This window comes from Paracoccus sp. (in: a-proteobacteria) (assembly GCF_032007265.1).
Taxonomy (GTDB): domain Bacteria; phylum Pseudomonadota; class Alphaproteobacteria; order Rhodobacterales; family Rhodobacteraceae; genus Paracoccus.
Map to the genome: position 1 here is coordinate 1 of NZ_DALZMB010000017.1, position 24,394 is coordinate 24,394.

23 protein-coding genes are annotated in these 24,394 nt (G+C 60.8%); 7 read left to right on the forward strand and 16 right to left on the reverse strand.

The window, feature by feature from the left end; translation table 11 throughout:
* On the reverse strand, positions 1–556 hold a 556-nt coding region (gene pdxY / locus RTS12_RS05600; protein WP_312526307.1), incomplete at its 3' end, for a pyridoxal kinase.
* A 126-nt stretch (positions 557–682) separates the two neighbouring features.
* A complete protein-coding gene (locus RTS12_RS05605) occupies positions 683–1,567 on the reverse strand; it encodes a LysR family transcriptional regulator (RefSeq protein WP_312526309.1) in 885 nt (294 codons plus the stop codon).
* 129 nt (positions 1,568–1,696) lie between these two features.
* On the opposite strand from RTS12_RS05605, the gene RTS12_RS05610 reads away from it, so the two are divergent.
* A complete protein-coding gene (locus tag RTS12_RS05610) occupies positions 1,697–1,990 on the forward strand; it encodes a hypothetical protein (protein ID WP_312526311.1) in 294 nt (97 codons plus the stop codon).
* A gap of 125 nt (positions 1,991–2,115) precedes the next feature.
* Here the strand turns inward: RTS12_RS05610 and ilvD are convergent, their stop codons facing one another.
* The 5 genes from ilvD to RTS12_RS05635 all read right to left on the reverse strand — a co-directional run bounded on the left by ilvD (position 2,116) and on the right by RTS12_RS05635 (position 8,503).
* Entirely contained in the window at positions 2,116–3,954 is a 1,839-nt protein-coding gene (gene ilvD, locus RTS12_RS05615; protein ID WP_312526312.1) for a dihydroxy-acid dehydratase, read from the reverse strand.
* A gap of 225 nt (positions 3,955–4,179) precedes the next feature.
* Positions 4,180–5,697 carry a tripartite tricarboxylate transporter permease gene (locus tag RTS12_RS05620; RefSeq protein WP_312526314.1) on the reverse strand — a complete coding sequence of 506 codons (1,518 nt, stop codon included), beginning with the start codon at positions 5,695–5,697 and terminating at the stop codon, positions 4,180–4,182.
* 9 nt (positions 5,698–5,706) lie between these two features.
* Positions 5,707–6,186, reverse strand: coding sequence for a tripartite tricarboxylate transporter TctB family protein (locus RTS12_RS05625; protein ID WP_312526316.1), 480 nt, complete (start codon positions 6,184–6,186; stop codon positions 5,707–5,709).
* Complete coding sequence (locus RTS12_RS05630; RefSeq protein WP_312526318.1) at positions 6,183–7,127, reverse strand: tripartite tricarboxylate transporter substrate binding protein; 945 nt, start codon at positions 7,125–7,127, stop codon at positions 6,183–6,185. The genes RTS12_RS05625 and RTS12_RS05630 overlap by 4 nt, the downstream gene beginning before the upstream one ends.
* Before the next feature lie 221 nt (positions 7,128–7,348).
* Positions 7,349–8,503 carry an ABC transporter substrate-binding protein gene (locus RTS12_RS05635; protein ID WP_312526321.1) on the reverse strand — a complete coding sequence of 385 codons (1,155 nt, stop codon included), beginning with the start codon at positions 8,501–8,503 and terminating at the stop codon, positions 7,349–7,351.
* A 37-nt stretch (positions 8,504–8,540) separates the two neighbouring features.
* Here RTS12_RS05635 and RTS12_RS05640 point away from each other — a divergent pair, with 37 nt between their 5' ends.
* Both RTS12_RS05640 and RTS12_RS05645 read left to right on the forward strand, forming a co-directional pair.
* Positions 8,541–9,212: a response regulator transcription factor gene (locus RTS12_RS05640; RefSeq protein ID WP_312526323.1), complete on the forward strand. Its 672-nt coding sequence runs from the start codon at positions 8,541–8,543 to the stop codon at positions 9,210–9,212.
* Positions 9,209–10,630 carry a sensor histidine kinase gene (locus RTS12_RS05645; RefSeq protein WP_312526325.1) on the forward strand — a complete coding sequence of 474 codons (1,422 nt, stop codon included), beginning with the start codon at positions 9,209–9,211 and terminating at the stop codon, positions 10,628–10,630. The genes RTS12_RS05640 and RTS12_RS05645 overlap by 4 nt, the downstream gene beginning before the upstream one ends.
* A gap of 57 nt (positions 10,631–10,687) precedes the next feature.
* Here the strand turns inward: RTS12_RS05645 and efp are convergent, their stop codons facing one another.
* Positions 10,688–11,254 carry an elongation factor P gene (gene efp, locus RTS12_RS05650; protein WP_312526327.1) on the reverse strand — a complete coding sequence of 189 codons (567 nt, stop codon included), beginning with the start codon at positions 11,252–11,254 and terminating at the stop codon, positions 10,688–10,690.
* Positions 11,255–11,390: 136 nt separating this feature from the next.
* On the opposite strand from efp, the gene epmA reads away from it, so the two are divergent.
* Complete coding sequence (epmA, locus tag RTS12_RS05655) at positions 11,391–12,452, forward strand: EF-P lysine aminoacylase EpmA (protein WP_312526329.1); 1,062 nt, start codon at positions 11,391–11,393, stop codon at positions 12,450–12,452.
* A gap of 18 nt (positions 12,453–12,470) precedes the next feature.
* On the opposite strand, the gene RTS12_RS05660 is transcribed toward epmA, so the two are convergent.
* From RTS12_RS05660 to RTS12_RS05695, 8 genes are all read right to left on the reverse strand, one after another.
* Positions 12,471–13,601 (reverse strand): PLP-dependent cysteine synthase family protein, encoded by a 1,131-nt coding sequence (locus RTS12_RS05660; RefSeq protein WP_312526331.1) that lies wholly within the window; start codon positions 13,599–13,601, stop codon positions 12,471–12,473.
* 165 nt (positions 13,602–13,766) lie between these two features.
* Positions 13,767–14,939: a M20 aminoacylase family protein gene (locus RTS12_RS05665; RefSeq protein ID WP_312526333.1), complete on the reverse strand. Its 1,173-nt coding sequence runs from the start codon at positions 14,937–14,939 to the stop codon at positions 13,767–13,769.
* 14 nt (positions 14,940–14,953) lie between these two features.
* A complete protein-coding gene (locus RTS12_RS05670) occupies positions 14,954–15,445 on the reverse strand; it encodes an L-2-amino-thiazoline-4-carboxylic acid hydrolase (protein ID WP_312526335.1) in 492 nt (163 codons plus the stop codon).
* Between the two features lie 34 nt (positions 15,446–15,479).
* Complete coding sequence (locus tag RTS12_RS05675; protein WP_312526337.1) at positions 15,480–16,790, reverse strand: FAD-binding oxidoreductase; 1,311 nt, start codon at positions 16,788–16,790, stop codon at positions 15,480–15,482.
* A 29-nt stretch (positions 16,791–16,819) separates the two neighbouring features.
* Positions 16,820–18,463, reverse strand: coding sequence for an ABC transporter ATP-binding protein (locus RTS12_RS05680; protein ID WP_312526339.1), 1,644 nt, complete (start codon positions 18,461–18,463; stop codon positions 16,820–16,822).
* Complete coding sequence (locus RTS12_RS05685) at positions 18,460–19,335, reverse strand: ABC transporter permease (protein ID WP_312526341.1); 876 nt, start codon at positions 19,333–19,335, stop codon at positions 18,460–18,462. Before RTS12_RS05685 ends, RTS12_RS05680 begins: the two co-directional genes overlap by 4 nt.
* On the reverse strand, positions 19,332–20,321 hold the full coding sequence (locus tag RTS12_RS05690) for an ABC transporter permease (protein WP_312526343.1): 990 nt from the start codon (positions 20,319–20,321) through the stop codon (positions 19,332–19,334). Before RTS12_RS05690 ends, RTS12_RS05685 begins: the two co-directional genes overlap by 4 nt.
* Positions 20,322–20,410: 89 nt before the next feature.
* Positions 20,411–22,006: an ABC transporter substrate-binding protein gene (locus RTS12_RS05695; protein WP_312526344.1), complete on the reverse strand. Its 1,596-nt coding sequence runs from the start codon at positions 22,004–22,006 to the stop codon at positions 20,411–20,413.
* A gap of 185 nt (positions 22,007–22,191) precedes the next feature.
* Between RTS12_RS05695 and RTS12_RS05700 the strand changes: the two genes are divergently transcribed.
* Genes RTS12_RS05700 through RTS12_RS05710 form a run of 3 tightly spaced genes read left to right on the forward strand, consistent with a single transcriptional unit; the run spans position 22,192 to position 24,332 of the window.
* Complete coding sequence (locus RTS12_RS05700; protein ID WP_312526345.1) at positions 22,192–22,944, forward strand: SDR family oxidoreductase; 753 nt, start codon at positions 22,192–22,194, stop codon at positions 22,942–22,944.
* 12 nt (positions 22,945–22,956) lie between these two features.
* Entirely contained in the window at positions 22,957–23,820 is an 864-nt protein-coding gene (locus RTS12_RS05705) for a VOC family protein (protein ID WP_312526346.1), read from the forward strand.
* On the forward strand, positions 23,817–24,332 hold the full coding sequence (locus tag RTS12_RS05710; RefSeq protein ID WP_312526347.1) for an Lrp/AsnC family transcriptional regulator: 516 nt from the start codon (positions 23,817–23,819) through the stop codon (positions 24,330–24,332). Before RTS12_RS05705 ends, RTS12_RS05710 begins: the two co-directional genes overlap by 4 nt.
* Positions 24,333–24,394 lie beyond the last annotated feature (62 nt).

Here is a 24,394-nt window from a genome sequence, read left to right on the forward strand (position 1 = left end):
AACCGGTACAAATCAGCCGCGCATCCGCCTTCAGGCCCAGCCGCGCCTCAATCCCGGAAAAATCGGCCAATTCCCGGATCGGCGCACCGCCAAGATAGGCCAGCTCGAACTGATTGGGCGTTGCCAGATCGGCCATCGGCAACAGACGCTCGCGCATGACATCGGCAATGGCCTCGGGCACATAAAGTCCCGGCCCGCTATCGCCCATGACCGGATCGCACAGATAAATCAGATCGGGATTTTCCGCCTTTGCCGCCGCGATAAAATCCGCCGTTTGCAGCGCAACTTCCAGCGAGCCGATATAGCCCGTGACGATATAGCTCGCGCGCGCGGGCAAGCCTCGCTCTTGGGCACCTTGCAACAGCGCCGCAAACAGATCCGGGGCAAGCGCACCACCACGAATGGTCGGATGATTGGGGGTATTCGACAGCAGAACGGTCGGAATTGGGGCAACCTCAAGGCCAACGGCCTGCATCGGAAAGACCGCCGCAGAATTGCCGACATGGCCATAGACCACCTGACTTTGAATCGAAATCACCAGCTTCGAAGCTTCCATCCGCCTCATCCCCGACCATCACGCCTAAAGGTCAGGCTCTGGCGGACCAGATCTGTACCCTGGCCAAAGGTTAAAGCCATCTGCGCAATCAGGTGCAAGGCCTGTCGCAAGCAGATGTGGAAATGGCTAGCGTTCCCAGCCTTTTGCGGCCTCTTGCGCCAGCCGGGTAAAGCTTTGAACCTTAAGCGAGCGATGCAGGTCGACATGGGTGACAAGCCAAAGCGGTGTACACCATTCCTGCGAGCGAAAATCGGGAAACAGCTCGACCATATCCTTGGGCGCGGTGGCAGGATGCATGAAACCAATACCAATACCCTGTGTTACTGCCCAATAGGCAGTCGCCGTCTGCGAGGTCCGCAAGACCACGCATTGTTCCGGCACCTGGTTCAACAGCCAGCGGTGAAAGGGCGCGCGGTCATTTTCCACCTCGGAGATGACGAACTTATGCGCCTCAAGATCCTCGAACCGCTCGGGGCGGCCATATTTTTCCAGATAGGAGGGGGCGGCAAAAAGCCCCAGCCGATAGTCAAGCAGCGGTGTCACCACATTATCGGGGTGGCTGGGCCTGCTGCCGGCGCGAAAGGCGACATGGGCTTCGCCATAAGCCAGATGAAAGGTTCTGACATCCGAATGCAACACGACCTGAACCTTGGGATGGCGCTCTTGATATGTGCCGATGATCGGCAAGATCAGCCGATCGGCAATCGGGATCGCGGTCACGATCAATTGGCCCGTCACCTCGTCGCGCGAGGATTCAATACGGTCCAACAGCTGAACCAGCTGATCCACAACCATGTCCGAGGTCCGCAACAGCTCGAGCCCCGCTTCGGTCGGGGTATAGCCGCGGGCATGGCGCTGAAACAGCTTTGTATGGATGCGCTCCTCCAGCGCGTCGATATGGCGGATGACCGTGGAATGATGCATCCCAAGGGCTTCGGCGGCGGCGCTGACGCGGCCATGCTGGGCGACAAGCGCGGCGGTTCGGATCTCTGTCCAGAGGTTCAGGCGCAAACTTCAACTCACTTTTGCACAGTCACTGTGGATTCTGGTCGGTTTAACGCAGAATATCAATGAACATATAGGTCTCACAACAGAACCAAGACAGACGGGCACGACGCTCCGTCACAAAGGAGATTAGATATGTTCGCTAAAACCGCAGTTGCCGCACTTGCCCTTGCAATCGCCGCCCCCGCTTTCGCTTCGGATGTCAATCCGGGCAACGCCATGATGGGCGAGCTGCTGAACGTTGATGCATCGCAGTTCACCACCAGCGAGCTGGGCCAGATTGCAGCTGAAAAAGGCTCGGTCAAACAGCAAGAGCGCGCACGCTTCATCCTGGAAGAAAAAGCCCAAGGTCTGAGCACCGCCGTCGCTGACGACAATTCCTCGACTTACTTTGGTCTGAACGCTGCTCCGCGTGTTGGCCGCGACTAATCGCCGCTAGCGATTGTTCATGGCGCGCTGCCCCAGGGCCGCGCGCCATTTTCTTTGCCCGCCAAGGCAAATGAAAAAGGCTGCAGATTGCTCTGCAGCCTTTTCTTTTCAATGTGATAGCCGAATTATTCGGGCAATACGCGCACCGCGCCCTTATCGGCAGAAGAGGCGAATTGCGCATAGACTTTCAGCGCAGTCGTCACCTGACGCGGGCGCGGCGCGGCGGGTTTCCAGCCTTTCGCATCCTGCTCGGCGCGGCGCGCAGCCATTTCAGCCTCGGGGACGGCAAGGTTGATGGTCCGCGACGGGATGTCGATTTCGATGCGATCGCCATCGCGCACCAGACCAATCGCCCCACCGGCTGCCGCCTCTGGCGAGACGTGACCGATCGACAGACCCGAGGTCCCACCCGAGAATCGGCCGTCCGTCAGCAAGGCGCAAGACTTACCAAGCCCTTTGGATTTCAGATATGAGGTCGGATACAGCATCTCTTGCATACCCGGGCCGCCCTTTGGCCCCTCATAGCGGATCACAACAACGTCACCAGCCTCGACCTTGCCGGTCAGAATGGCCGAAACCGCCGCATCCTGGCTTTCGTAAACTTTGGCGCGACCCGAGAAGACCAGGATCGATTCGTCGACACCTGCCGTTTTCACGACGCAGCCATCCAGCGCGATATTGCCTTTCAGCACCGCAAGACCGCCATCTTTGGTAAAGGCATGTTCGCACGAACGGATCACGCCATTTTCGCGGTCGGTATCCAGGCTGGGCCACAGCGAGCTTTGGCTGAAAGCGACCTGCGTCGGCACCCCGCCCGGCGCGGCCAAGAACAGCTCGCGCGCGGTCGTGTCATTCGAGCGACCAATATCCCACTGATCAATCGCCGCGCCCAAAGTCGGCGCGTGAACCGTGGTGCAATTGCGGTCCAACAGCCCGCCCCGGTCCAACTCGCCCAGAATCGACATGATGCCGCCTGCGCGGTGGACATCTTCCATGTGCACATCGGCCTTGTTCGGCGCGACTTTGCACAGGCAAGGCACTTTGCGCGACAAAGCGTCGATATCGTCCATATCGAAATCAATGCCGCCTTCTTGTGCTGCGGCCAGAATGTGCAGCACCGTATTGGTCGAGCCACCCATGGCGATATCCAGCGCCATCGCGTTCTGGAAAGCGGCCTTGTTCATCACATTGCGCGGCAGGATCGAGGCGTCATTGCCCTCGTAATACTGCTTGGCCAGCGCAACGATGCGACGGCCCGCCTCAAGAAACAGCGCCTGACGCGCCGAATGGGTTGCCAAGGTCGAGCCGTTGCCCGGCAGCGAAACGCCAAGCGCCTCGGTCAGGCAGTTCATCGAGTTTGCCGTGAACATCCCCGAGCACGACCCACAGGTCGGGCAGGCATTCTGTTCGATCGCCAGCACATCCTCGTCGCTCATGGTGTCATCGGCTGCGGCAACCATCGCATCGACCAGATCCATCGCCACGACGCGGCCATCGCCCAAGGTGACCTTGCCGGCCTCCATCGGGCCGCCCGATACGAAGATGACCGGAATGTTCAGGCGCATTGCCGCCATCAGCATACCGGGGGTGATCTTGTCACAGTTCGAGATGCAGACCATGGCATCGGCGCAATGTGCGTTGACCATATATTCGACCGAATCCGCGATCAGCTCGCGCGAGGGCAGCGAGTACAGCATACCGTCATGGCCCATCGCGATACCGTCATCGACAGCGATCGTATTGAATTCCTTGGCGATCCCGCCAGAGGCCTCGACCTCGCGGGCGACCATCTGGCCCAGGTCCTTCAGGTGGACGTGACCGGGCACGAATTGGGTAAAGCTGTTGACGATGGCGATAATCGGCTTGCCGAAGTCGCTGTCTTTGACGCCCGTCGCGCGCCAAAGCCCCCGAGCGCCTGCCATATTGCGGCCATGGGTGGTGGTACGTGAACGATATGCGGGCATGGGCTGAACCTTCTCGGATTGGCGTGCCGTAAGGTTCTGGGGAGTCGCGCCAGGAAATGCAACACCAGTTGACGATGTTATGACGCAATCTTGGGCCGATTTTGTAATTTATGCGATACTTCGGCGAAAATGGCGCAATAATCCGTCGCATTTTGCAGCTTCATACCGCCGCGAACGAAAAAGCCCCGCATTGCTGCGGGGCCATTCCATGATGTGGAGCGATGATTAATCCTCGTTCGCGGCCAGTGCCGACAGCGCCGCACCCTGGCCCCGCCACCGCAGATACATCGGCACCAAAAGCGCCAAGGCCGCACCGATCAGCAGGACACAGGCGATCGGGCTGGCAATCAGATAGCCGACATCCCCTTGCGAGATCGACAAGGCGCGCCGCAGCTGCTGTTCAGCCATCGGACCAAGGATCAGCCCGACCACGACGGGTGCAATCGGATAGTTCATCAGCCGCATGACAAAGGCCATGACGCCAAAGATCAGCAGCATTGCCAGCTCTCCGATCGAGGGGTTGGCCCCGATCGTGCCAAGCGTCGCAAACAGCAAGATGCCCGCATAAAGCCAGGGCCGCGGAATGGTCAGCAATTTGACCCATAGCCCGATCATCGGCAGATTGAGCACCAGCAGCATAAGGTTGGCGACCAAAAGCGAGGCAATCAGCCCCCAGACCAGGGTCGGGTTGGTGGCAAACAGCATCGGCCCCGGTTGCAGCCCGAATTGCTGAAACCCTGCCAGCATGATTGCGGCCGTCGCGGTCGTCGGCAATCCCAGCGTCAGCAAAGGCACCAGCGTTCCCGCCGCCGAGGCATTATTGGCGGCCTCGGGACCGGCCACGCCCTCGATTGCGCCATGGCCGAATTCTTCGGGATGTTTGGACAGCTTCTTTTCGGCGGCATAGGACAGAAAGGTGCCGATCTCGGCCCCGCCTGCGGGCATGGCACCGATTGGAAAGCCGATGACGGTTCCGCGCAGCCAGGGTTTCCACGACCGCTGCCAATCCGAACGTGTCATCATCACCGAGCCTTTGACCGGCTCGATATGCTCATCCGCCATGCGCCCGCGCGAGGCGACATAAAGCGCCTCGCCCACGGCAAACATCGCCACGGCCAGGGTCGTGACCTCGATCCCATCCAGCAAGATCGGCTGCCCAAAGCTGAGGCGCGCCTGACCTGTCAGCTGGTCGATCCCGATCATCGCCAGCGCCAAGCCCACGAAAAGCGAGGTCAGCCCGCGCAGCGCGGAATCGCCAAAGGCCGCCGAGACGGTCACGAAAGCCAGGACCATCAGCGCGAAATACTCTCGCGGGCCAAACAAAAGCGCGAACTTCACGACAAAGGGGGCGATAAAGGCCAAAGCAAGCGTCGCAATCAGCCCCGCCACGAAAGAGCCGATCGCCGCCGTCGCCAGCGCAGGTCCACCACGCCCCTGGCGGGCCATTTTGTTGCCCTCAAGCGCAGTGATGATCGAGGCGCTTTCGCCGGGCGTGTTCAGCAAGATCGAGGTGGTCGAGCCGCCATACATCCCGCCATAGTAAATCCCCGCGAACATGATCAGCGAGCCGGTCGGGTCCAATTGATAGGTCACTGGCAATAACAGGGCGACGGTCAGCGCCGGGCCAATCCCCGGCAGCACCCCGACAGCCGTTCCCAAGGTCACGCCGATCAGCGCGTAAAACAGGTTCCACGGCTGCAATGCCGATCCAAGGCCCTGAAAAAGATAATAAAACGTATCCATCAGATCCCCTTAGAAAATCAGGTTTTCCAGCCAGCCCGCCGGAAGTGTCAGGCGAAGAAGCTGCGAAAACACCGCAAAAACACAGAAGGAAAGGACCAAACCAACCGGCAGGGACACATGCCAGCGCCGCTCGTCAAAGCCGCGTGCCACACAGGCAAACATCAGCCCTGTGGCAATGGTAAAGCCTGCGGATTTCAGCAGCACGATCTGCAAGATCAGCCCCAGCACGATCCAGAACACCGCAGCCGGCGCCTGAACCTTTTCCGATGCGAACCTGCCGCGGAATGCGCCGATGGCGGTCAGCGCTGACAAGATCAGCAGCACATAGGCAATCCAGCGCGGCACGGTTGCAGGGCCAACCTGACTATAGCCCGTACTGACGGAAAGGCGCGTCATATCGACCAAGATGGTGATGGCGGCAACCGCCAGAAAGGCGGCGACGCCAAGCGCCGCCCAATCGGGGCGGCGCGAGAGCGGGGTCTGGTTCATTTGACCAGACCAATGTCTTTCAAGATCGCATCCGTCGCCGCGATATCGGCATCCAGCTGCTGATCAAAGGCCTCTCCTGCCAGATAGGTATTGGCCCAACCCTTGGTTTTCAGCTGCTCTTGCCAGCTGGCCGAATTCACCATCTTTTCGATATCGGCAGAAATAGCGGCCTTTTGCTCGGCGGTGATGCCGGGGGCGGCTGCCACCATGCGCCAGTTCTGGATCGAGGTATCCAGCCCCGATTCCTTCAGCGTTGGCGCATCGATCCCCTCGACCTTTTCATCGGCGGTGATCGCAAGGATGCGCAAAGCGCCCGCCTGGATCTGGGCCTCGAATTCGCCATAGCCGGAAATACCTGCCGTGACCTGGCTGCCCAAAATCGCGGCAAGAGCCTCGCCACCGCCCGAATAGGCAATATAGTTGATCTTGGTCGGATCAACGCCAGCGGCCTTGGCGATCAGCCCCGCAGCAATATGGTCGGTCCCACCGGCCGAGCCGCCCGCCCAGCTGACCGAGCCGGGATCTGCCTTCAGCTTGGCAACCAGATCCGCCATGGTTTTGATGTCGGATGAGGCGGGGACGACAATGGCTTCGTATTCGCCGGTTAGCCGCGCGATCGGGGTCACATCCTTCAGCGAGACCGGTGAATTATTGGTCAAGATCGCGCCGACCATCACATAGCCGCCCACGATCAAAGCCTTGTCATTGCCTTTGTTCTGCTCGGCGAATTGGGCAAGGCCGATGGTGCCGCCCGCGCCCGGCACGTTCAGAACCTGCACCGATTTCGAGATCCCCTCTTGCTGCAACACCGTTTGCATGGTGCGCGCGGTCTGATCCCAGCCGCCACCCGGGGCAGCCGGTGCGGTGATGGTATAGTCATTGGCAATGGCCTGCGTGGCGATAACCGCTGCGACTGCCGCAGCCAGCGAAAAACGGATCATTCGAGGTCTTCCTCCCATGGCCGCAGGCTGATTGACCGGCCCCGGCACGACGCAATTGCTGTTTGGATGGCCCGCCGCCTCTCCCAAAGCGGGCGGGATTGGCCGTTTGATCCGGCCATGAAACAACTTTGCGCATATCAACCTGTCATCGACCTGTCATAGCGCGCGATTTTTGCGAAATTTCGTGCATCGCTGCACGCGCAACAGCGATTGGCGGATCTTCAGGGCGCGTCAGGATGGGCCAAGGTGCTGTTCCATCGCGCAATCAGACGCTTGCGCGTGGCCTGATCCAGATAGGCCAAAAGGCCCGGGCTGACGGGCACGGGTTTCAGGCGCAACCCCGACAGATCGCCCAAACCACCCGCCGGTCCGGGCTGGCCTGCAACCTCTAGGCTGACGGCGGGCAGGCGCAGGGTTTTTGACAGCAGTAACTGGCCCTGCGGCGACATCATAAAGGCCAGAAAATCCCGACCCAGTTGCGGCGAGGTGGCATCACGCGGCACCAAGGCGACCCGCGAGACGACAACCGTGAAATCGCGGGGCAGGATCAGGCCAATATCGGGATTGTTGCGCGCCGCCTCGGCCGCGTAAGAACCAAGCAGGTTATAGCCAAGCGCCAGCCGACCGTCTCCGATCCGCTCAAGCAGCTCGCCCGAGGTCGCGAATTGCTGAACCCCGCCCCGTCCCATCTGGGCAACCACTTGCCAGATCCGGGGAAACAGCTCTTGATCGCGTGACAAGAACAGATAGCCAACCCCCGAGCGGGCGATGTCATAAGTCCCGATCCGGCCCCGCGCCAGCTTGGGATAGGCCGTCAGCCAATCCATGATCTCGGCCCGGGTTGACGGTGGGTTGATGCCCCGAAAGCTGGGAATGTGATAGGCGAAAACCGCGGGCTCGTAGGTCAGCGCATAGGCCGTGTCGCGCCAATTTGCCCAATCTGGCCAATCCGGCGTCTGCGCAGTTTCAACGGCTTGGGCATATCCGTCATTGGCCAGCTTGACCTGCAAATCCATTGCCGAGGAGAAGGCGAAATCTGCCGTGCCCTGCCCGGCATCGCTTTCGCTGACGATGCGGTCATACAGCTCGCCCGTCAGCAGATCCTCGTAGCGCACGGCAACATCGGGGCGGTGCTTTTGAAAGGCTGCAATCATCGGCGCGGCCAGATCGGTATCCAGCGAGGAATAAATCACCAGCCGCGCCTGTTTCGGGCCTGCCTCGGGGCTGGTGGCATTGCGGGCCGGAAAATCGGTAATCTCGGCGCAAGCGATTTGGGGTGCGGATGCCGATGCCACACCAAACATTGCAAGGCAAAGAATGACAAAGGCCATACGCATGCCCGCAGATTGCCCGACAGCAGATGCGTTCACAAGCATTTGTGAACGCGATAGGATCGCTTAAAACGGGGGGCAGATGCGCATCCTTTTGGTAGAGGACAATCTGGCATTGGCCGAGGGACTGGCCGCATTGCTGCGTCAGGCGGGCTATGCGGTGGATATGGTCCATGACGGCGCCTCGGCCGAGGCGTTGGCCGCGGCTGAAAGCTTTGATCTGGTCATCCTGGACCTGAACCTGCCCCAGATGGACGGGCTAGATGTGCTGCGCGCCATGCGTGCGCGCAAAAACCCCGCCGCCGTGATGATCCTGACCGCGCGCGGCGCCCCCGAGGAGCGCGTCAAAGGCTTGGATCTGGGTGCAGATGATTACCTAACCAAGCCCTTTGACATTGGCGAATTCGAGGCGCGGGTCCGCTCGCTTTTGCGCAGGCAGGCTGGCATTAAGACGGCGACCGTCACTTTTGGCGTGCTGGTTCTGGATCTGAACACCCGCAGTTTTCTGGCCGCAGATGCCCCGCTTGATCTGCCTGCGCGCGAGCGAAATCTGTTGGAATTGCTGATCGTCAAGGCCGGCAAGGTCGTCACCCGCGAGGCAATCGTGCAATCGCTGACCTCGTTGGATGATGAGTTGTCGGACAATGCCATCGATCAATATACCAGCCGCCTGCGCAAGCGGCTGGCGCCCTATGATCTGACGGTGCGCACTGCGCGGGGCCTTGGGTACTTTCTGGATCGGGCGGACCGATGACACAGCGGCCCTTTTCGCTGCGCAACCGCCTGCTGGCCTGGTTGTTGATGGCGACGGCGGTATTGGGAAGCCTGGCGCTGATCGACACATGGCGCGAGGCTGTGCGCATGGCCAATCTGCTGTCAGACCGCGTGCTGGCCGGATCGGCACTGATCATTGCCGAACGCGCGGCTTTGGATCAGGGCGGCGCCTTGATCATCGACATTCCCTATGGCGCCTTGCAGATGCTCAGCTCGGCGGCGCAGGACCGCGTCTTTTACAGGGTCGATGGGCCGCCCGGCGTGATCGTGACCGGCTATGACGATCTGCCCGTCGCCCCGGCCCGCCCCGATGGGCCGCCAGTTTTTGCCGATGCGATTTACAAGGGCCAACCCGTGCGCGTGGCCAGCCTGGCGCGGGCAGCATCGACGGGGATCGACGAAATCCCCTTTGTCGTCACCCTTGCCGAGACGACGCAGGCGCGCCAAGAGCTGACCTTGACCATTCTGATCCGCTCGGCGCTGCGGCTTTTGGGCATGATCGCCGGGGCGGCGCTGATCGTATGGGTCGCGGTCACGATCTCGTTGCGTCCGCTCTACCGTCTGGGGGATGAAATCGCCGCGCGCAGCTTTTCCGATCTGCACCCCATCGAAACCCCCGTCCCGACCGAGGTGCGCGGGCTGGTCGAAACCGTCAATTCGTTCATGCGCCGTCTGCAATCGGCGGTCGAAGGTCTGCGCAATTTCAGCGGAAATGCGGGCCACCAGCTGCGCACGCCCCTTACGGTCGTCAGAATGCAGCTGGCGCTGGCGCGCCGTGCCACCCGCCTGGCCCAGGCCCAAGAGGCCGCCGCGAAAAGCGACGAGGCCGTCGCACGCGCCGAACAGGTTCTGGGCCAATTGCTGCTTCTGGCTCGTGTTGATGCTGCGGGCGGGGATGGCCCGCGGATCGCGCGCATGGATCTGACGGCCTTTGCCCGCGAACTGACAGCCCAAATGGTTCCTGCCGCGCTTGATGCGGGCATTGATCTGGGCTTCGAAGGCGGTCAAGCGCAAGTCATCACCGCCGAGCCGCTGTTGCTGGGCGAGGCCTTGCGCAACCTGATCGACAATGCCGTGCGCTATGCCGGACGCGGGGCCATCGTCACGGTGCGCAGCACCAAAGATGGCGCGGGCATCCCCGTTCTAGAGGTCGAGGACAACGGCCCCGGCATCCCCAGACCGGCACGCGGCGCCGCCATCAGCCGCTTTGGACGTGGGGAAACGGATCTGCCGGGCAGCGGGCTTGGCTTGGCTGTCGTTCAGGAAATCGCAACGCTTTTTGGCGCAGAGCTGCGCCTTGGCAGCGGACCCGGCGGACGCGGTCTGCGGGTGCAGCTGTCATTTGCACCAAAGGGCATGGCCGCGGGCGCCCAGATCCAGCCCCCGCCCCAGAAATGACACAGCCGCCCACACATCATGTGGGCGGCTGCTGAAGGCTGGCTTTTGTGCTGAAAATCAGCTTTTGGCGCGCTCGACATACGAGCGGTCCTCGGTGTTGATCACGACCTTGGTGCCGATATCGATATGGGGCGGAACCATGACGCGCACGCCATTGGTCGCCACAGCGGGCTTATAGCTTGACGAGGCGGTCTGGCCTTTGACGACCGGCTCGGTCTCGGCGATTTCGACCACGACTTTTTGCGGCAACTGCACGGCGATCGGCAGACCGTTATGGACCTGCAGATAAACGCGAACGCCTTCACCCAGAAAGACCTTGTCGTCGCCGACCACTTCGGGCGATGCGACAACCTGATCGTAGCTGACCGGCTCCATAAAGTGGAAGCCTTCGCCATCCTCGTAAAGGAAGTCGTATTCGCGCTCATCGACATGGGCACGCTCGACCTGTTCGGTGGTTTTCCAGCGCTCCGAGACCTTGGTCCCGTCCGAGATGCGGCGCATATCGACCTGCGTGGTCGGCGTGCCTTTGCCGGGGTGGAAACTGGAGGCGGTCAGAACGACATACAGACGGCCGTCCAGTTCAACGACGTTGCCTTTGCGAAGGCTCGAGGCGATGACTTTCAAGGTATTTCCCTTGGCTGCTATTTTTGTAAAACCGAGTGGTCGGCCTTGTAAGACGCCGACAATGATGCCGCCCCATAGCGCATTGCGCGCGAAATCGCTAGTCGCAAGCGCAATACCCCCCGTAGGAGAGAATGCCATGTCCCGCCCCAGCCACCCTCAGCTTGATGCCAGCCCGTGGTGGGACCGCGAGCGTCATGCCGGGCGTCGGCCGCTGTTGCTGGCGCGAGGGCGGATCCAACGCGCCATCGCCGACTGGCTAGAGGCACAGGACTTTTTGCAAGTCGATCCCGCAGCCCTGGCCGTCAGCCCCGGCAACGAGGCGCATCTGCATGCTTTCGAGACCCGCCAGATCGGTAATGATGGCGTGGCGCGGCCGATGTATCTGCATACAAGCCCCGAATTTGCCATGAAAAAACTGCTGGCCGCCGGCGAAGAGCGCATCTTTACCTTCGCGCATGTGTGGCGCAATCGCGAACATACCCGCTTGCACAGCCCCGAATTCACGATGCTGGAATGGTATCGCGCCGGGGCCGATTATCGCATGTTGTTTGACGATTGCCTGCAATATCTGCGCTTGGCTGCCGAGGCAGCGGGCACGCAGACGCTGCGTTATCGCGACGCGGTCTGTGATGCCTTTGCCGCACCCGAGATTATCAGCGTTGCCGATGCCTTTCAGGCCTATGCAGGCATTGACCTGCTGGCGACCTGCGATGGGGCGCAGACCGATGCCGCCGCCCTGCGCGCGCAGGCTGACGCACAGGGGATTCGCATGGCCGATGATGACAATTGGTCCGATATCTTGTCCCGGATTCTGGTCGAAAAGGTCGAACCCCATTTGGGCCACGGCCATCCCGTCATCCTGGACCGCTATCCCAGTGCCGAGGCAGCCCTGGCGCGGCGCAGCGCCGACGATCCGCGCGAGGCGGAAAGGTTCGAACTTTACGCCTGTGGCGTCGAGCTGGCCAATGGCTTTGGCGAGCTGACAGATCCCACCGAGCAACGCCGCCGCTTTATCATGGAAATGGATGAAAAGGCGCGCGTCTATGGCGAGCGTTATCCATTGGACGAAGATTTTCTGGCCGCTTTGGCCTTCATGCCGCCCGCCTCGGGTTGCGCGCTTGGCTTTGACCGGCTGGTCATGCTGGCCACCGCCGCGCCCCGCATTGACGAGGTGTTATGGACGCCGGTTGCAAACTGAACCGGCGCCGTTGACGGCTTAAAGCTGCGGCATCAAGGGGCCGGTACCGTCCAGGAACCCCTCGATCGCGCGTTTCCAGGGCTCGATCTGTAACCCCTGCTGGGCCAGCCATTCGGGGTTGTAATAGGTCGCGCCATAACGATCGCCGCTGTCACAGATCAACGATACCAAAGAGCCGCCCTTGCCTGCGCGCATCATGCCATCCGCGACAGAACACAGCCCGAAAAAGTTCGTCCCGGTCGAGCCGCCAACCCGGCGGAACAGGCGCTCGGACAGGACATGCATGGCCGCGATCGAGGCGACATCGGGCACGCGGATCATATGATCGATCACACCGGGCACGAATGAGGGCTCGACCCGCGGCCGTCCGATTCCCTCGATCCGCGAGCCGCTGGCCGTGACCGAAATATCGTCGGTCTGCCACGCCTCGTAAAAGGCCGAGTTTTCAACATCGACCACGCAAAGCCGGGTGGAAAAGCCGCGATAGCGGATAAACCGCCCCAAGGTCGCCGATGTGCCCCCGGTGCCTGCGCTCATCACCAGCCATTCCGGGACGGGCTCTTCTTCATGGGCCATCTGCGCGAAAATGCTTTCGGCGATATTGTTGTTGCCGCGCCAGTCAGTTGCGCGCTCGGCATTGGTGAACTGATCCAGATAATGGCCCCCGGTTTGCGCGGCCAGTCTGATGGCCACGTCATAGACCTCGCCGGGGTGTTCGACGAAATGGCATTCGCCGCCAAAGCTGCGAATGGCCTCGATCTTGGAGGCGCTGGTGGAATGGGGCATGACCGCGATAAAGGGCAGATCCAGCAACCGGGCGAAATAGGCCTCGGATACGGCGGTCGAACCCGATGAGGCCTCGACCAAGGTGGTGCCCTGCCGGATCTTGCCATTGCAAATGCCATATAGGAACAGCGAGCGCGCCAGCCTGTGCTTGAGGCTGCCGGTCGGATGGGTGCTTTCATCCTTAAGATAGATCGAAATCCCCCGAAGCCCCGGAAACATCGGCTTGACCAAATGCGTATCCGCCGAGCGATAGCCGTCGCCCTGCAACAGCCTGACGGCCTTGCGTGCCCATTCCCGCTCGCGGCATTCGGGCAAAGGCGGCATCCCGATGAACGGATCGCTTTGCTTGTCCTGTTGCGCCATATTCCTGCCCCCCGGCCTTAACCCCAAAAATTATCAAGGCCCCCCGCGCCCCGCAAAGGACGGAAGAGCCGTTCTGTGGCGCGCCAACGCCATCCATCATTGCGCACCCGCCGCGACATCTTGCTGTCGGATATTCGCGGCGGGCCTGTGGTTATGATCCGTCGATCAGTTGCTCAGCGGCAGCCGGTCGCGGACAAGCTGGCTCCAATACGAGGTGCCCCAAGCGATGACGTCATCGTTGAAGTCATAGGCCGGATGATGCAGGCCCGCGCTGGGACCATTGCCGATATTGATCATCGCGCCGGGCACTTCGTTCAGCATGAACGAGAAATCCTCGCCGCCCAAAGTGGCGGGCATATCACGGCTGACCTTGCCGACACCTGCCACCGCCTCGGCGGCAAGGGCGGCCAGCTCGGTTTCGTGGGCGTGGTTCACCGTGACCGGATAATGGCGGCCATAATCGATCTTGCCCTTGGCGCCAAAGCTGGCGGCAATGTTTTCGACCAAAGCCGTCAGCCGCGCCTCGACCAGATCGCGAACCTCTTCGCGCAACGTGCGCACGGTGCCGGTCAGGCGAATGGTTTGGGGGATGACGTTGAAGGCATCGCCGCCGTGGATCGTGGTGATCGAAACGGCTGCTGCATCCATCGGATCGACGTTACGCGCAGCAATCGTCTGCGCCGCCTGAATCAGCGCCGCCGCCGCAGGCATCGGATCGACCGTGTGATGGGGGCTGGCGGCATGACCGCCAACGCCGTCGATCTCGATTTCGAACATATCCACCGAGCCCATGATCGGGCCGGCCGAAATGGTGAACTCGCCCACCGCCAGATTGGGGCGGTTGTGCATGCCATAGACTTCCTGAACCGGGAAGCGCTTGAAAAGACCGTCTTCGATCATGGCGCGTGCGCCCGCCCCACCCTCTTCGGCAGGCTGGAAGATCACGATGACCGTGCCATCGAAATTGCGGCTTTGCGCAAGGCCAATGGCTGCACCCAGCAGCATGGTCGTGTGGCCGTCATGACCACAGGCATGCATCTTGCCCGGAACTTCCGAAGCATAGGGCTTGCCGGTGATTTCCGCGATCGGCAGTGCGTCCATATCGGCGCGCAGCCCGATTGCACGGCCCGACACATTGGTCTTGCCACGGATCACGCCGACCACGCCGGTCTTGCCGATGCCCTCGTGGACCTCATCTACGCCCGCCGCGCGCAAGGCCTCGGCGACTTTGGCGGCGGTGCGGTGCAGATCGTAAAGCAGCTCGGGGTTGCGGTGCAGATCGTGGCGAAAGGCCACCAGATTGTCCAAATGATCGGCGATCCAATTCTCAACGGGCATGACTATTCCTTTGTTTACTCTTCGACCGCTGCGCCCTTTTGAGGCTGCATCTTATAGCGGAAATCGCAATGGCTGGCGCCGCTCATGATGGTCTGGGTGCGGGTCAGCTGCATATCGGGATTATAACCGATGCAGAAATCGCCGTCGCGGTTGCATGACAGCAGATGCCCGATGCGCCCAAGACCCATCTCGCGATACATTTCCGCATAGCGGCAGCGCGTGACGTTGAATTCCAGCTGATCCTTGGATGCGTTCAGCGTCTCGATCTCTAACGAGCCGCCATGGGTCCACAAGGGCAGAATATCGGCGAAATCCTGAAGATCGGGGGCATGGCCCAGCTCATCGGCAAAGGCACGGCCCTGATCGATGGCCGAGCGCGTCACCGCCTCGCCCAAAACGGCATCGGCTTCGGCGGTGCCCGAGCGTTCCTCGATCACCTCATGGACGTTTTTCAGGATCATCGCTTCGATGCGGCGGCGCTCGAGGATAGGCAGTTGCTGGGTCATTGCATTGGCTTTCGGCTGTGCATGATGAGGGACATCAGGACTTTATTTCGATTTTGTCTTTGCGCCGCAGCCAGGCCAAATAGCCGGGCGCAATGCGGCGGGCGATCTTGTGGAAGGGCAAGGGCTGCGGATCGGAAAGCGGCAGCGCAAGCGTCTCAAGCGCATGTCCGGAAACTGCGCGCGCCATCTCGCGGCCCAAGGACACCCCCAGGGCAACGCCGCGCCCGTTGCAACCGATCCAGGTCCAGGCATCCGGGCCAAGCTGGTGAATGCGCGGAAAGCGGTCCCAGGTCATGCCGATATAGCCCGACCAGACGTAATCCATCTGGACCTCGCCCAGCTGGGGATAGGCATCGGCCAGATTGCGCGAGGCCTTGGCCGCCACGCGGCGCGCGACATCATGATTGCCAATCACGACACCGCCGGTAATCAGCCGGTTGCGCGCATCATAGCGGAAAAAGCGCAGATCGCCGCGCGTATCCGATACCGCCTGACGCCCCGGCAGGATCGAGGCCCGCAAGTCATCCGACAGCACCGGCGTGGCCATTTGCCACGACAGGACCGGCACGATCGTACGCGCCAGACGGCGTGCAAGGCCGGGGACCAGCTCACCGGTATAGGCATTGCTTGCCAGGATCAGATGACGCGCCCGCACCTTGCGGCCGCTTTGGGTCGTCACCACCCAGCGCTCGCCCTCGCGCAGCCAGCTGGCGACGGGGGTTGTTTCATAGATCGTGGCACCGTGGCTTTCGGCGGCTTTGGCCAGACCGCGCGCCAGCCCCAATGGGTTGATATGCCCGCCGGTCGGGTTCAGCATCCCCCCGTACCAAAAATCGCTTCCCAATAGGGCCGAGGTTGCCTCGCGGTCCAGATATTGCGCGGGAAAGCCGAATTTCTGCCAGGCCGCCACCCGGCGTTTGGACAGCGCCGTACGGCCCGGCGAATGGGCGGGCTGGAACCAGCCGTTCTGCTCTGCTTCGGCATCCGCCACGATCCCCTCGCGGCGGGCAATGTCAAACAGCACCGATGCCGAATTGCCGATCAGGCGGGCAAAGCGCTCGCCCGAGGCACCATAGCGTGCGGCGATGGCCTCGGGTTCGGCGGCGGTCATGGTGGGGATGACCTGACCATTGTTGCGCCCTGACGCGCCCCAGCCAACGGCCTGCCCCTCAAGGACGACGACCTGCTGACCTGCCCGGGCCAGTTCAAGGGCTGCGGACAGGCCAGTAAAGCCGCCGCCAATCACGACGGCATCGGCTTCGCGGTCGCTATCCAATGTGGGCGCGGGGGTGCGGGCGGGCGCGGTCGCGGCCCAGATCGATTTCGGAAAGACCACGTCGGTCATATATCATTCGTCCTGTTCTTGGCGCGCGATCAGGCGGCAGTCAGATTTGGCGGCTGCCAATCCCGTCCGGGGATCGAGCTGAGCAAGGCCTGAGTATAGGGATGCTGGGGATTGGCAAAAATCTGTGCGGTCGGCCCTGCCTCGACGATCTCGCCTTTTTGCATGACGATGACCTTATCGCAAAGCTGAGCGGCAACACGCAGATCATGGGTCACAAACAGCAGTGACAGCTGCAACCGGTCGCGCAGGCTGGCCAATAGCTTAAGCACCTGCGCCTGAACCGACACATCCAGCGCCGAGACGGGTTCGTCTGCGACAATCACCCGCGGCTCTAGCGCCATGGCGCGGGCGATGCCGATGCGCTGACGCTGACCGCCAGAAAACTCATGTGGGAAACGGTCGGCGGCCGCAGGCGACAGCTCGACCAGCTTCAGCAGTTCTCGGGCGCGGGCATGGGCCTCGGCTTTGGGCATTCCATGCACGATCGGCCCCTGAGCAATCAGATCGACCACACGTTTGCGCGGGTTCAAGGATGCCATCGGGTCCTGAAAGACCATCTGGATGTCCTTGCGCAGCGCGCGCATCTCGGCCCGAGAGGCCGCCATCAGATCACGCCCGTCAATCAGAACCTTGCCGCTATCTGCTTCAAGCAGACGGGTCACGATCCGCGAAACCGTGGTCTTGCCCGAACCGGATTCGCCCACCACGCCCAGAGTTTCCCCGCGGCGCAGCTCAAAGCTAAGATCCTTGACCGCCGTGACCGCCTTGCGCTTACCCGACAAAAGGCCGCCACGGGCAGCAAATGTCTTGACCAGATGCTCGGCTTTCAACACCACGGGCGCCTGACTTTGCGCCTTTTCGGGTGGCGGCGTCAGGGCTGGAACCGCGCTGATCAGGGCACGGGTATAGGGATGCTGAGGGTTGTTCAGGATCTGCTCGGCAGGGCCCTGCTCGACCAGCTCGCCCAGTCGCAAAACCGCGATGCGATCCGCGATTTCCGCGACGACGCCAAAGTCATGGGTGATAAACAAGATGCCGGTGCGGTGAACGGTCTGAAGCTCTTTGATCAGCTTCAGGATCTGCTTTTGCGTGGTCACATCCAGCGCCGTCGTCGGCTCATCGGCAATGATCAGCCTTGGCCGCATCACAAGCGCCATCGCGATCATCACGCGCTGACGCTGACCACCGGAAATCTGGTGGGGATAGGCATTATAAGCCGATGCCGGGTCGGGGATGTGGACATCGCCCAGAATTTCCAACACGCGCGCATGACGGGCCTTGCGATCCAGATCGGTATGCAGGCGCAAGACCTCGTCGATCTGCCAACCCACGGTCTTTTGCGGGTTCAGCGCGGTCATCGGTTCTTGAAAGATCATCGACAGCCGGTCACCGCGCAGCTTGCGCATCTCGGCCTCGGGCAGGGCATAAAGATCCTGCCCGTCGAGAAAAACCGTCCCCTGCGAGATCCGCACATGGGGTTCGGGCAAAAGCCGCATCACCGCCCCCGCCGCCATGGATTTCCCCGAGCCGCTTTCCCCGACAAGGCAGACGATCTCGCCCTCATTGACGGTCAGGTTCAGGCTATCCAATGCATGGGGCCGATCGCTGCCTTTGGGCAGGTCGATGGTCAGGTTCTCGATTCGCAGCAGAGGCTGGGCGGATGTCGTCGTCATTTCTTCTGCCTTGGATTAAGCGCGTCATTCAGCCCCTCGCCCATCAGGCTGAAGGACAAGACAGTCAGCAAGATCGCCATGCCCGGGATGACCGAGCAGAACCAGGCGGTGCGCAGGACCGCACGGCCCTGGCCGATCATATTGCCCCAGCTGGCATAGTTGGGATCGCCAAGGCTTAGAAAGGCCAATGCGCTTTCCATCAGGATCGAGGTCGCCATCACTACCGAGGCAAAAACCACGACCGGCGGCAAAGCGTTGGGCAGGATTTCGCGAAAGATGATCGAGAGGTTGCCCACGCCCAGGTTGCGGGCCGCATCAACGAACTCCCGCTGGCGCAGGCTAAGAAACTCTGCCCGCACCATACGCGCGGGCGCGGTCCAGGACACGACACCGATGGCAATCACGATATTTTCGATGGTCGAGCCAAAGATCGCGACCAGCGCCAGCAGCAAAACGAAGTTCGGAATGGTCTGAAAGGCCTCGGTGACGCGCATCAGCACATCATCGACCCAGCCCCCGAAATACCCCGATACGGCACCGATAACCACCCCGATCGTGATCGAGATCAGCGTCGCCACCACCCCGATCATCAGCGAGATCCGTGCGCCATGCAAAATACCCGCCAAAATATCGCGGCCTAGCTGGTCGGTTCCAAAGGGTGCATTGGGATCGACCCCAGGCCAGGTCAGCGGATCACCGACGCGGCGCAGCGGATCACCGGGGGTGATGACATCGGCCAAAAGCGCGGCAAGGATCACCACAACAAACAGGATCAGCCCCAGCACCGCCGCGCGGTTGCGGCGGAAACGGCGCCACAGCACAGCGGCACGCGAGGGCTGTACGGGCGGAAGTACGGTATCTGTCAGGCTCATTTCAGTTCGATCCTCGGGTCAAGCCACGCATAGACCAGATCGGTCAGGATGTTCACGATCACCACGATGATCGAGCACAGAAAGATGATGCCCATCAGCGTGTTAAGGTCACGCTTGATCACCGAAGTATAGGCCAGCTGGCCCAGCCCCGGCAGCGAGAAAATCGTCTCGATCACAACCGAACCACCCAGCACCGTCGAAAATTGCAGCCCCAGCAGCGTCACCACGGGCAACAGCGCATTGCGCATGATGTGGTGAAACATCAAACGCGAGCCGCTGGCCCCTTTGGCGCGCGCGGTGCGCACGAAATCCAGATCCATGACCTCTAGCACCGAGGTCCGCATCAGGCGCATGTAAAAGGCCAGATAGATCAGCGACAGAGCCGCGGCAGGCATGATCAGGTGAACGGCAATATCCACGACATTGTCCCAGCCGGTATAAAAGGCCGCAACCGTCTTGATGCCGCCAACCGGCAACCAGCCCAGCTTGACCGAGAACACCAAGATCATCAGCAGGCTCAGGAAAAAGGACGGCATCGCATAAAACACCAGACCCAGCGTCGAGATCACGTTATCGGTCAGCGAATAGGCGCGCCGCGCCGCGAAAGCCCCCAGCGCCACGCCAAAGACAAAGGCCGCGCTGAGCGAGGTCACCATCAACAAAAGCGTGGTCCCCAGCCGCGACAGCAGCACCGTGGAGACCGGCTGCTCATAGACATAGGACCAGCCAAAGTCGAACTGCGCCAATTTGCTGAGATAGGACCACAGCTGCACCCAAAGCGACTGATCCAGCCCATATTCCTGCCGAAGCCGCGCGACAAAGGCCGCATCCGCGCCCCCCATATCGCCCACCAGCGCGTCTACGGTGTCGCCGGGTGCCAGTTTGATCAATAGAAAGCTGCCCACCATGATCAGCAAGATCACTGGAATAGCCTGCAAGATGCGGCGCAGCGCGAAGGTCAATATCGGGGGCGGGTGAATGCTCATCACGCGTCGGGCTCCGCTTCGTGTTTTTCTTGTTGTGGGGGTGGGGCTAACCAGCTCGCGTCAGCCCCACCCTTTTCATATATCGGCTGTTATTCGTTCAACCACAGGTCGTACCAGCTGGAACTGTCCCAGCGCGGCGTATTGTGGTGGTTCATCAGCTTTTTATTGGTGATGCCCAGGAAGGGATGCTCGATCGCGAAAATGACCGGCAGTTCTTTCATCTCCAGCTTCTGGATCTGGTGATACAGATCGGCGCGCTTGGCCGGGTCCAGCTCGGCTGCGGCATCGTCGATCAGCTTGTCCATCTCGGGGCTTTCGTAGCCAAACTGGTTGGTCCAGGCCGAACCTGCCGGAATGCCCGAACGCAGCCAGACCGTGGTCGAAACTGCCGGGTCCGAACGGAACTGGTGCCAGCCGTTGGCGGTATCAAAGTCATGATCGCGATAAACGCCATTCAAGAAGCCCGGCGAGTCGTTCGAGATCAGCTCGACCTGAATGCCAATTTCCTTCATGGCCTGGGCGAAATATTCCGACCAAAGCTGGGTATATTCACCCCAGGGTGCCGGGCGGTGGCGCAGCTTGAAGCGGATGCCATCCGGGCCGGGCTTATAGCCCGCTTCGTCCAACAGCGCTTTGGCTTTCTCGACGTCATAGGGATAGGTCTGGACGTCGTCGGTGTAATTCGCACCACCCGCGCTGGGAATTGGGCCACGGCCAGGCGCTGCATAACCACGCATGATCGTCTTGATCGCGAATTCGATATCAAGACCGTGATAAATCGCCTGACGCACGCGCAAATCGGCAAGGATCGGATTGCGCTGGTTAAACTCGATGGTCGAATGGGCAATATTGCTTTCAAAGCCCTTGGGGCCCATGTCGAATTGCGGATCTTTGCCCAGGCGCGCCATGTCTTCCATGGAAATGCCGATAAAGGCGGATTCGTGCAACTCGCCTGCTTCCAGCGCAGCAGCCGCGGCAGCTTTATCGGGAATAAAGCGCCAGACGACGCGATCCAGATAAGGATATTCCGCACCGCGCCAATAATCCTCGTTGCGCACGGCCAGAATGTGCTGCCCGCGCTCATATTCCTGGAATTTGAACGGGCCCGTGCCCACAGGGGCCTGGTTGTGCGGATTTTTCAAAACATCCGTACCTTCATACAGATGCTTTGGCACCGGATGCCCAAGGTCGGGCATGGCAGCAACCAGCAATTCCAGCGGCATCGGCTTGGAGTAATTAAACACTGCGGTCAGCGGATCGGGGCAATCCACCGATTCCAGATTGGCCTGCAAGGTCGAGGAATAGTTCAGAAGCGGCTTCCACATTTCCATTGCGGTGTAAGCCACGTCATCACAGGTAAAGGCCTCGCCATCATGCCAGCGCACGCCGTCGCGCAGCTTGAAGGTAATGGTCTTACCGTCTTGCGAGCTGCTCCATTCCGTGGCCAGCACGCCGACATAGCCGTCATAGGTGCGGTCGATCAGCGGCTCCATGACCTTGCCGGTGATCTGATACACGCCGGTCGAGGCGCGCAGGGCCGGGTTCAACACGCCCTGTTCGGTATTCATGTGGATAATGGCAGTTCCGCCGCGCTTGACCTCTTCCTGGGCCATTGCAGGAGCGCCCAGAGCGGCGGCAGAAACCACCGCGCCAGTCAGCGCCAGCCAAGCTTTCGCATTCAGCATTTAGAGACTTCTCCCTCAGATTTCCGCGGTCCGGGAATTTCCCGGCCACCGATTTTGACGATCAGTTGCTTACAATAATCCTAGATAAGTCAATAAGATACTTCTACTATAATGCCAATTGCTGTGTATCCTAATCCGCTAGTTCGCATCATAATGAATATTTCATACCAGTTTGAAAGCATATCATGGGAAAATCATCCAAAAGTTTGCAAAAACTTGGAACAGTATGGGTGACCGGGGCCGGTTCGGGAATCGGCGCGGCCATGGCAAAACGCTTCGCGGCCGAGGGATATATTGTCGCAGTCAGCGGTAGAAGCGCGGAATCTTTGACCAAAATCACTAGTGAAATCGGTGAAATGGGGGGTGAGGCGCGGGCTTTTCCGATTGATGTGATGAATCGCGAGGGCGTAGCAGAAACCGCCAAAGAAATCGCGAATTGGCGGAATGATATTTCAATTCTTTGCAATAATGCGGGATTGAATACCCCACATCGGCGTTGGGACGATATTGACTTCGCCGAATGGGACGCGATCCTTGATACCAATATCAAAGGGGCGATCAATGTGATTGCCGCCACCCTGCCCTATATGCGCGCGCAGCAAGATGGACTGATCATTCACACCTCATCTTGGGCCGGTCGCTTTCATGCGCCGGTGGCGGGCGTGCCCTATGGCGCGTCCAAACATGCGCTAAGCGATCTCAGTGCCAGCCTGAACGCCCAAGAGGGCGCGAATGGCATCCGCTCGACCGCCCTGCATCCGGGCGAGGTGGCGACGCCATTGTTGCTGCGCCGACCGGGTTTTGATCCCGCGCGCGCAGAGTTCATGATCCAGCCCGACGACATGGCCGAGGCGGCGCTTTATGTCGCCCGCGCCAATCCCAATATCGCCATCCACGAGATCACGCTGGCCCCGGTTCAGCGCAATCCTTCTGCTTGAAAGGTATTTCCAATGACCCATCCCGTTCAGGGCGTCGATCACGTCTTTCTTCTGGTCAATGACCTTGACCTTAGCGCCCAACACTACCGCAAGCTGGGGTTCACCCTGTCACCGCGCGGCCTGCATAGCGCCGCCAAAGGCACCGCGAATTACACGATCATCCTGAATGATGACTATCTGGAACTGCTGGGTATCGTCGAACCGACCCCGGGCAACCAGCATCAGCGCGACATGCTGACCGGCGATGGCGAGGGGCTGCGCGCGATCGCCTGCCGCATCCAGGATGCCTATGCCGCGCGCGATGCATTGGCCGAACTGGGAATCGAGGCCGAGCCGGTGGGCGAATTCTCGCGCCCCCTGCCCCTGCCCGATGGCAGCGAAGGGGTCGCGGCATTTGCGGTGACGCATTTCGCGCCGCGTGAAACTCCGACGGGCTTTGTCTTTATGTGTCAGCACAAGACCCGCGACATGGTCTGGCGCCCCGAGCTGAAATCCCATGCCAATGGTGCGCAGGCAATTGCCGCAATCGTCGCCATCAGCGCAGATACCGCCACCATGGCGCAGGGTTTCGCCCGGCTCTATGCTGCTGGCGCGGTCTCTGAGATCGCCGGGGGCCATGCGGTCGCCACCGGCCCCAACTCTGCGCAGATACTGGTGCTGACGCCACAAGCCGCAGCCGCGCGCTATTCCGCCCAAGCAATTCAGGCCACGCCGAAAAAGGGCTTTGCGGTGTTGCGCCTTGCCGTAGCGGACCTTGCCGCGACGCGCAAAGTGTTGGCGGCAAACGGGGTGGAAGTGCAGGAGACAACGGATGGCGCGCTCTGGGTGGCCCCGGCTGATGCCAGCGGCTCGATCCTGGAATTCGTAGCATCATGAGCCAGTCGCCGCGCAAGATCGGCGATTCCCGCCGGCGAACGGCAGATCAATCGGCCTTCGATGACCTCGATCGCCAGATCCTTGATCTTTTGCAGGAAAAGGACCGCCCCGTGGCGGTCCTGGCCGAAGAGGTCGGCCTGTCGCAAACCCCATGCTGGCGCCGCATTCGCAAGCTCGAGGAAGCAGGCGTCATCCGTGGCCGGGTCACGCTGGTCGATCCGCGCAATGCGGGCGTTCCGATGACGGTCTTTATCGGCGTCACGGCCCCGCGCCATGAGATGGCCTGGCTGGTCAATTTCCGCGAATTGATCGACAGCATCCCCGAGATCGTCGAGGCCTATCGCCTGACCGGTTCGGTCGATTACATTCTCAAAGTGCTGGTTCCTGACATCGAGACCTTTGATCATGTCTATAAATCGATGATCGAGCGATTAGAGTTCTCTCAGATCAACTCGATGATTTCGATGGAGGAAATGAAGTTCACGACCTCGGTGCCGACCAAATATCTGTAAGGGTCAGCGGCTAGCAATTTGGCCCTGGCCCGTCGCGACGACCGGCCAGAACCTGTTTCATA

Excerpts from the sequence above, each read along its gene's own strand:
- RTS12_RS05610 (WP_312526311.1), top strand. The coding sequence starts at position 1,697 with ATGTTCGCTAAAACCGCAGTTGCCGCACTTGCCCTTGCAATCGCCGCC.
- ilvD (WP_312526312.1), bottom strand. The coding sequence starts at position 3,954 with ATGCCCGCATATCGTTCACGTACCACCACCCATGGCCGCAATATGGCA.
- RTS12_RS05620 (WP_312526314.1), bottom strand. The coding sequence starts at position 5,697 with ATGGATACGTTTTATTATCTTTTTCAGGGCCTTGGATCGGCATTGCAG.
- RTS12_RS05625 (WP_312526316.1), bottom strand. The coding sequence starts at position 6,186 with ATGAACCAGACCCCGCTCTCGCGCCGCCCCGATTGGGCGGCGCTTGGC.
- RTS12_RS05630 (WP_312526318.1), bottom strand. The coding sequence starts at position 7,127 with ATGATCCGTTTTTCGCTGGCTGCGGCAGTCGCAGCGGTTATCGCCACG.
- RTS12_RS05635 (WP_312526321.1), bottom strand. The coding sequence starts at position 8,503 with ATGCTTGTGAACGCATCTGCTGTCGGGCAATCTGCGGGCATGCGTATG.
- RTS12_RS05640 (WP_312526323.1), top strand. The coding sequence starts at position 8,541 with ATGCGCATCCTTTTGGTAGAGGACAATCTGGCATTGGCCGAGGGACTG.
- RTS12_RS05645 (WP_312526325.1), top strand. The coding sequence starts at position 9,209 with ATGACACAGCGGCCCTTTTCGCTGCGCAACCGCCTGCTGGCCTGGTTG.
- epmA (WP_312526329.1), top strand. The coding sequence starts at position 11,391 with ATGTCCCGCCCCAGCCACCCTCAGCTTGATGCCAGCCCGTGGTGGGAC.
- RTS12_RS05660 (WP_312526331.1), bottom strand. The coding sequence starts at position 13,601 with ATGGCGCAACAGGACAAGCAAAGCGATCCGTTCATCGGGATGCCGCCT.
- RTS12_RS05665 (WP_312526333.1), bottom strand. The coding sequence starts at position 14,939 with ATGCCCGTTGAGAATTGGATCGCCGATCATTTGGACAATCTGGTGGCC.
- RTS12_RS05670 (WP_312526335.1), bottom strand. The coding sequence starts at position 15,445 with ATGACCCAGCAACTGCCTATCCTCGAGCGCCGCCGCATCGAAGCGATG.
- RTS12_RS05675 (WP_312526337.1), bottom strand. The coding sequence starts at position 16,790 with ATGACCGACGTGGTCTTTCCGAAATCGATCTGGGCCGCGACCGCGCCC.
- RTS12_RS05680 (WP_312526339.1), bottom strand. The coding sequence starts at position 18,463 with ATGACGACGACATCCGCCCAGCCTCTGCTGCGAATCGAGAACCTGACC.
- RTS12_RS05685 (WP_312526341.1), bottom strand. The coding sequence starts at position 19,335 with ATGAGCCTGACAGATACCGTACTTCCGCCCGTACAGCCCTCGCGTGCC.
- RTS12_RS05690 (WP_312526343.1), bottom strand. The coding sequence starts at position 20,321 with ATGAGCATTCACCCGCCCCCGATATTGACCTTCGCGCTGCGCCGCATC.
- RTS12_RS05695 (WP_312526344.1), bottom strand. The coding sequence starts at position 22,006 with ATGCTGAATGCGAAAGCTTGGCTGGCGCTGACTGGCGCGGTGGTTTCT.
- RTS12_RS05700 (WP_312526345.1), top strand. The coding sequence starts at position 22,192 with ATGGGAAAATCATCCAAAAGTTTGCAAAAACTTGGAACAGTATGGGTG.
- RTS12_RS05705 (WP_312526346.1), top strand. The coding sequence starts at position 22,957 with ATGACCCATCCCGTTCAGGGCGTCGATCACGTCTTTCTTCTGGTCAAT.
- RTS12_RS05710 (WP_312526347.1), top strand. The coding sequence starts at position 23,817 with ATGAGCCAGTCGCCGCGCAAGATCGGCGATTCCCGCCGGCGAACGGCA.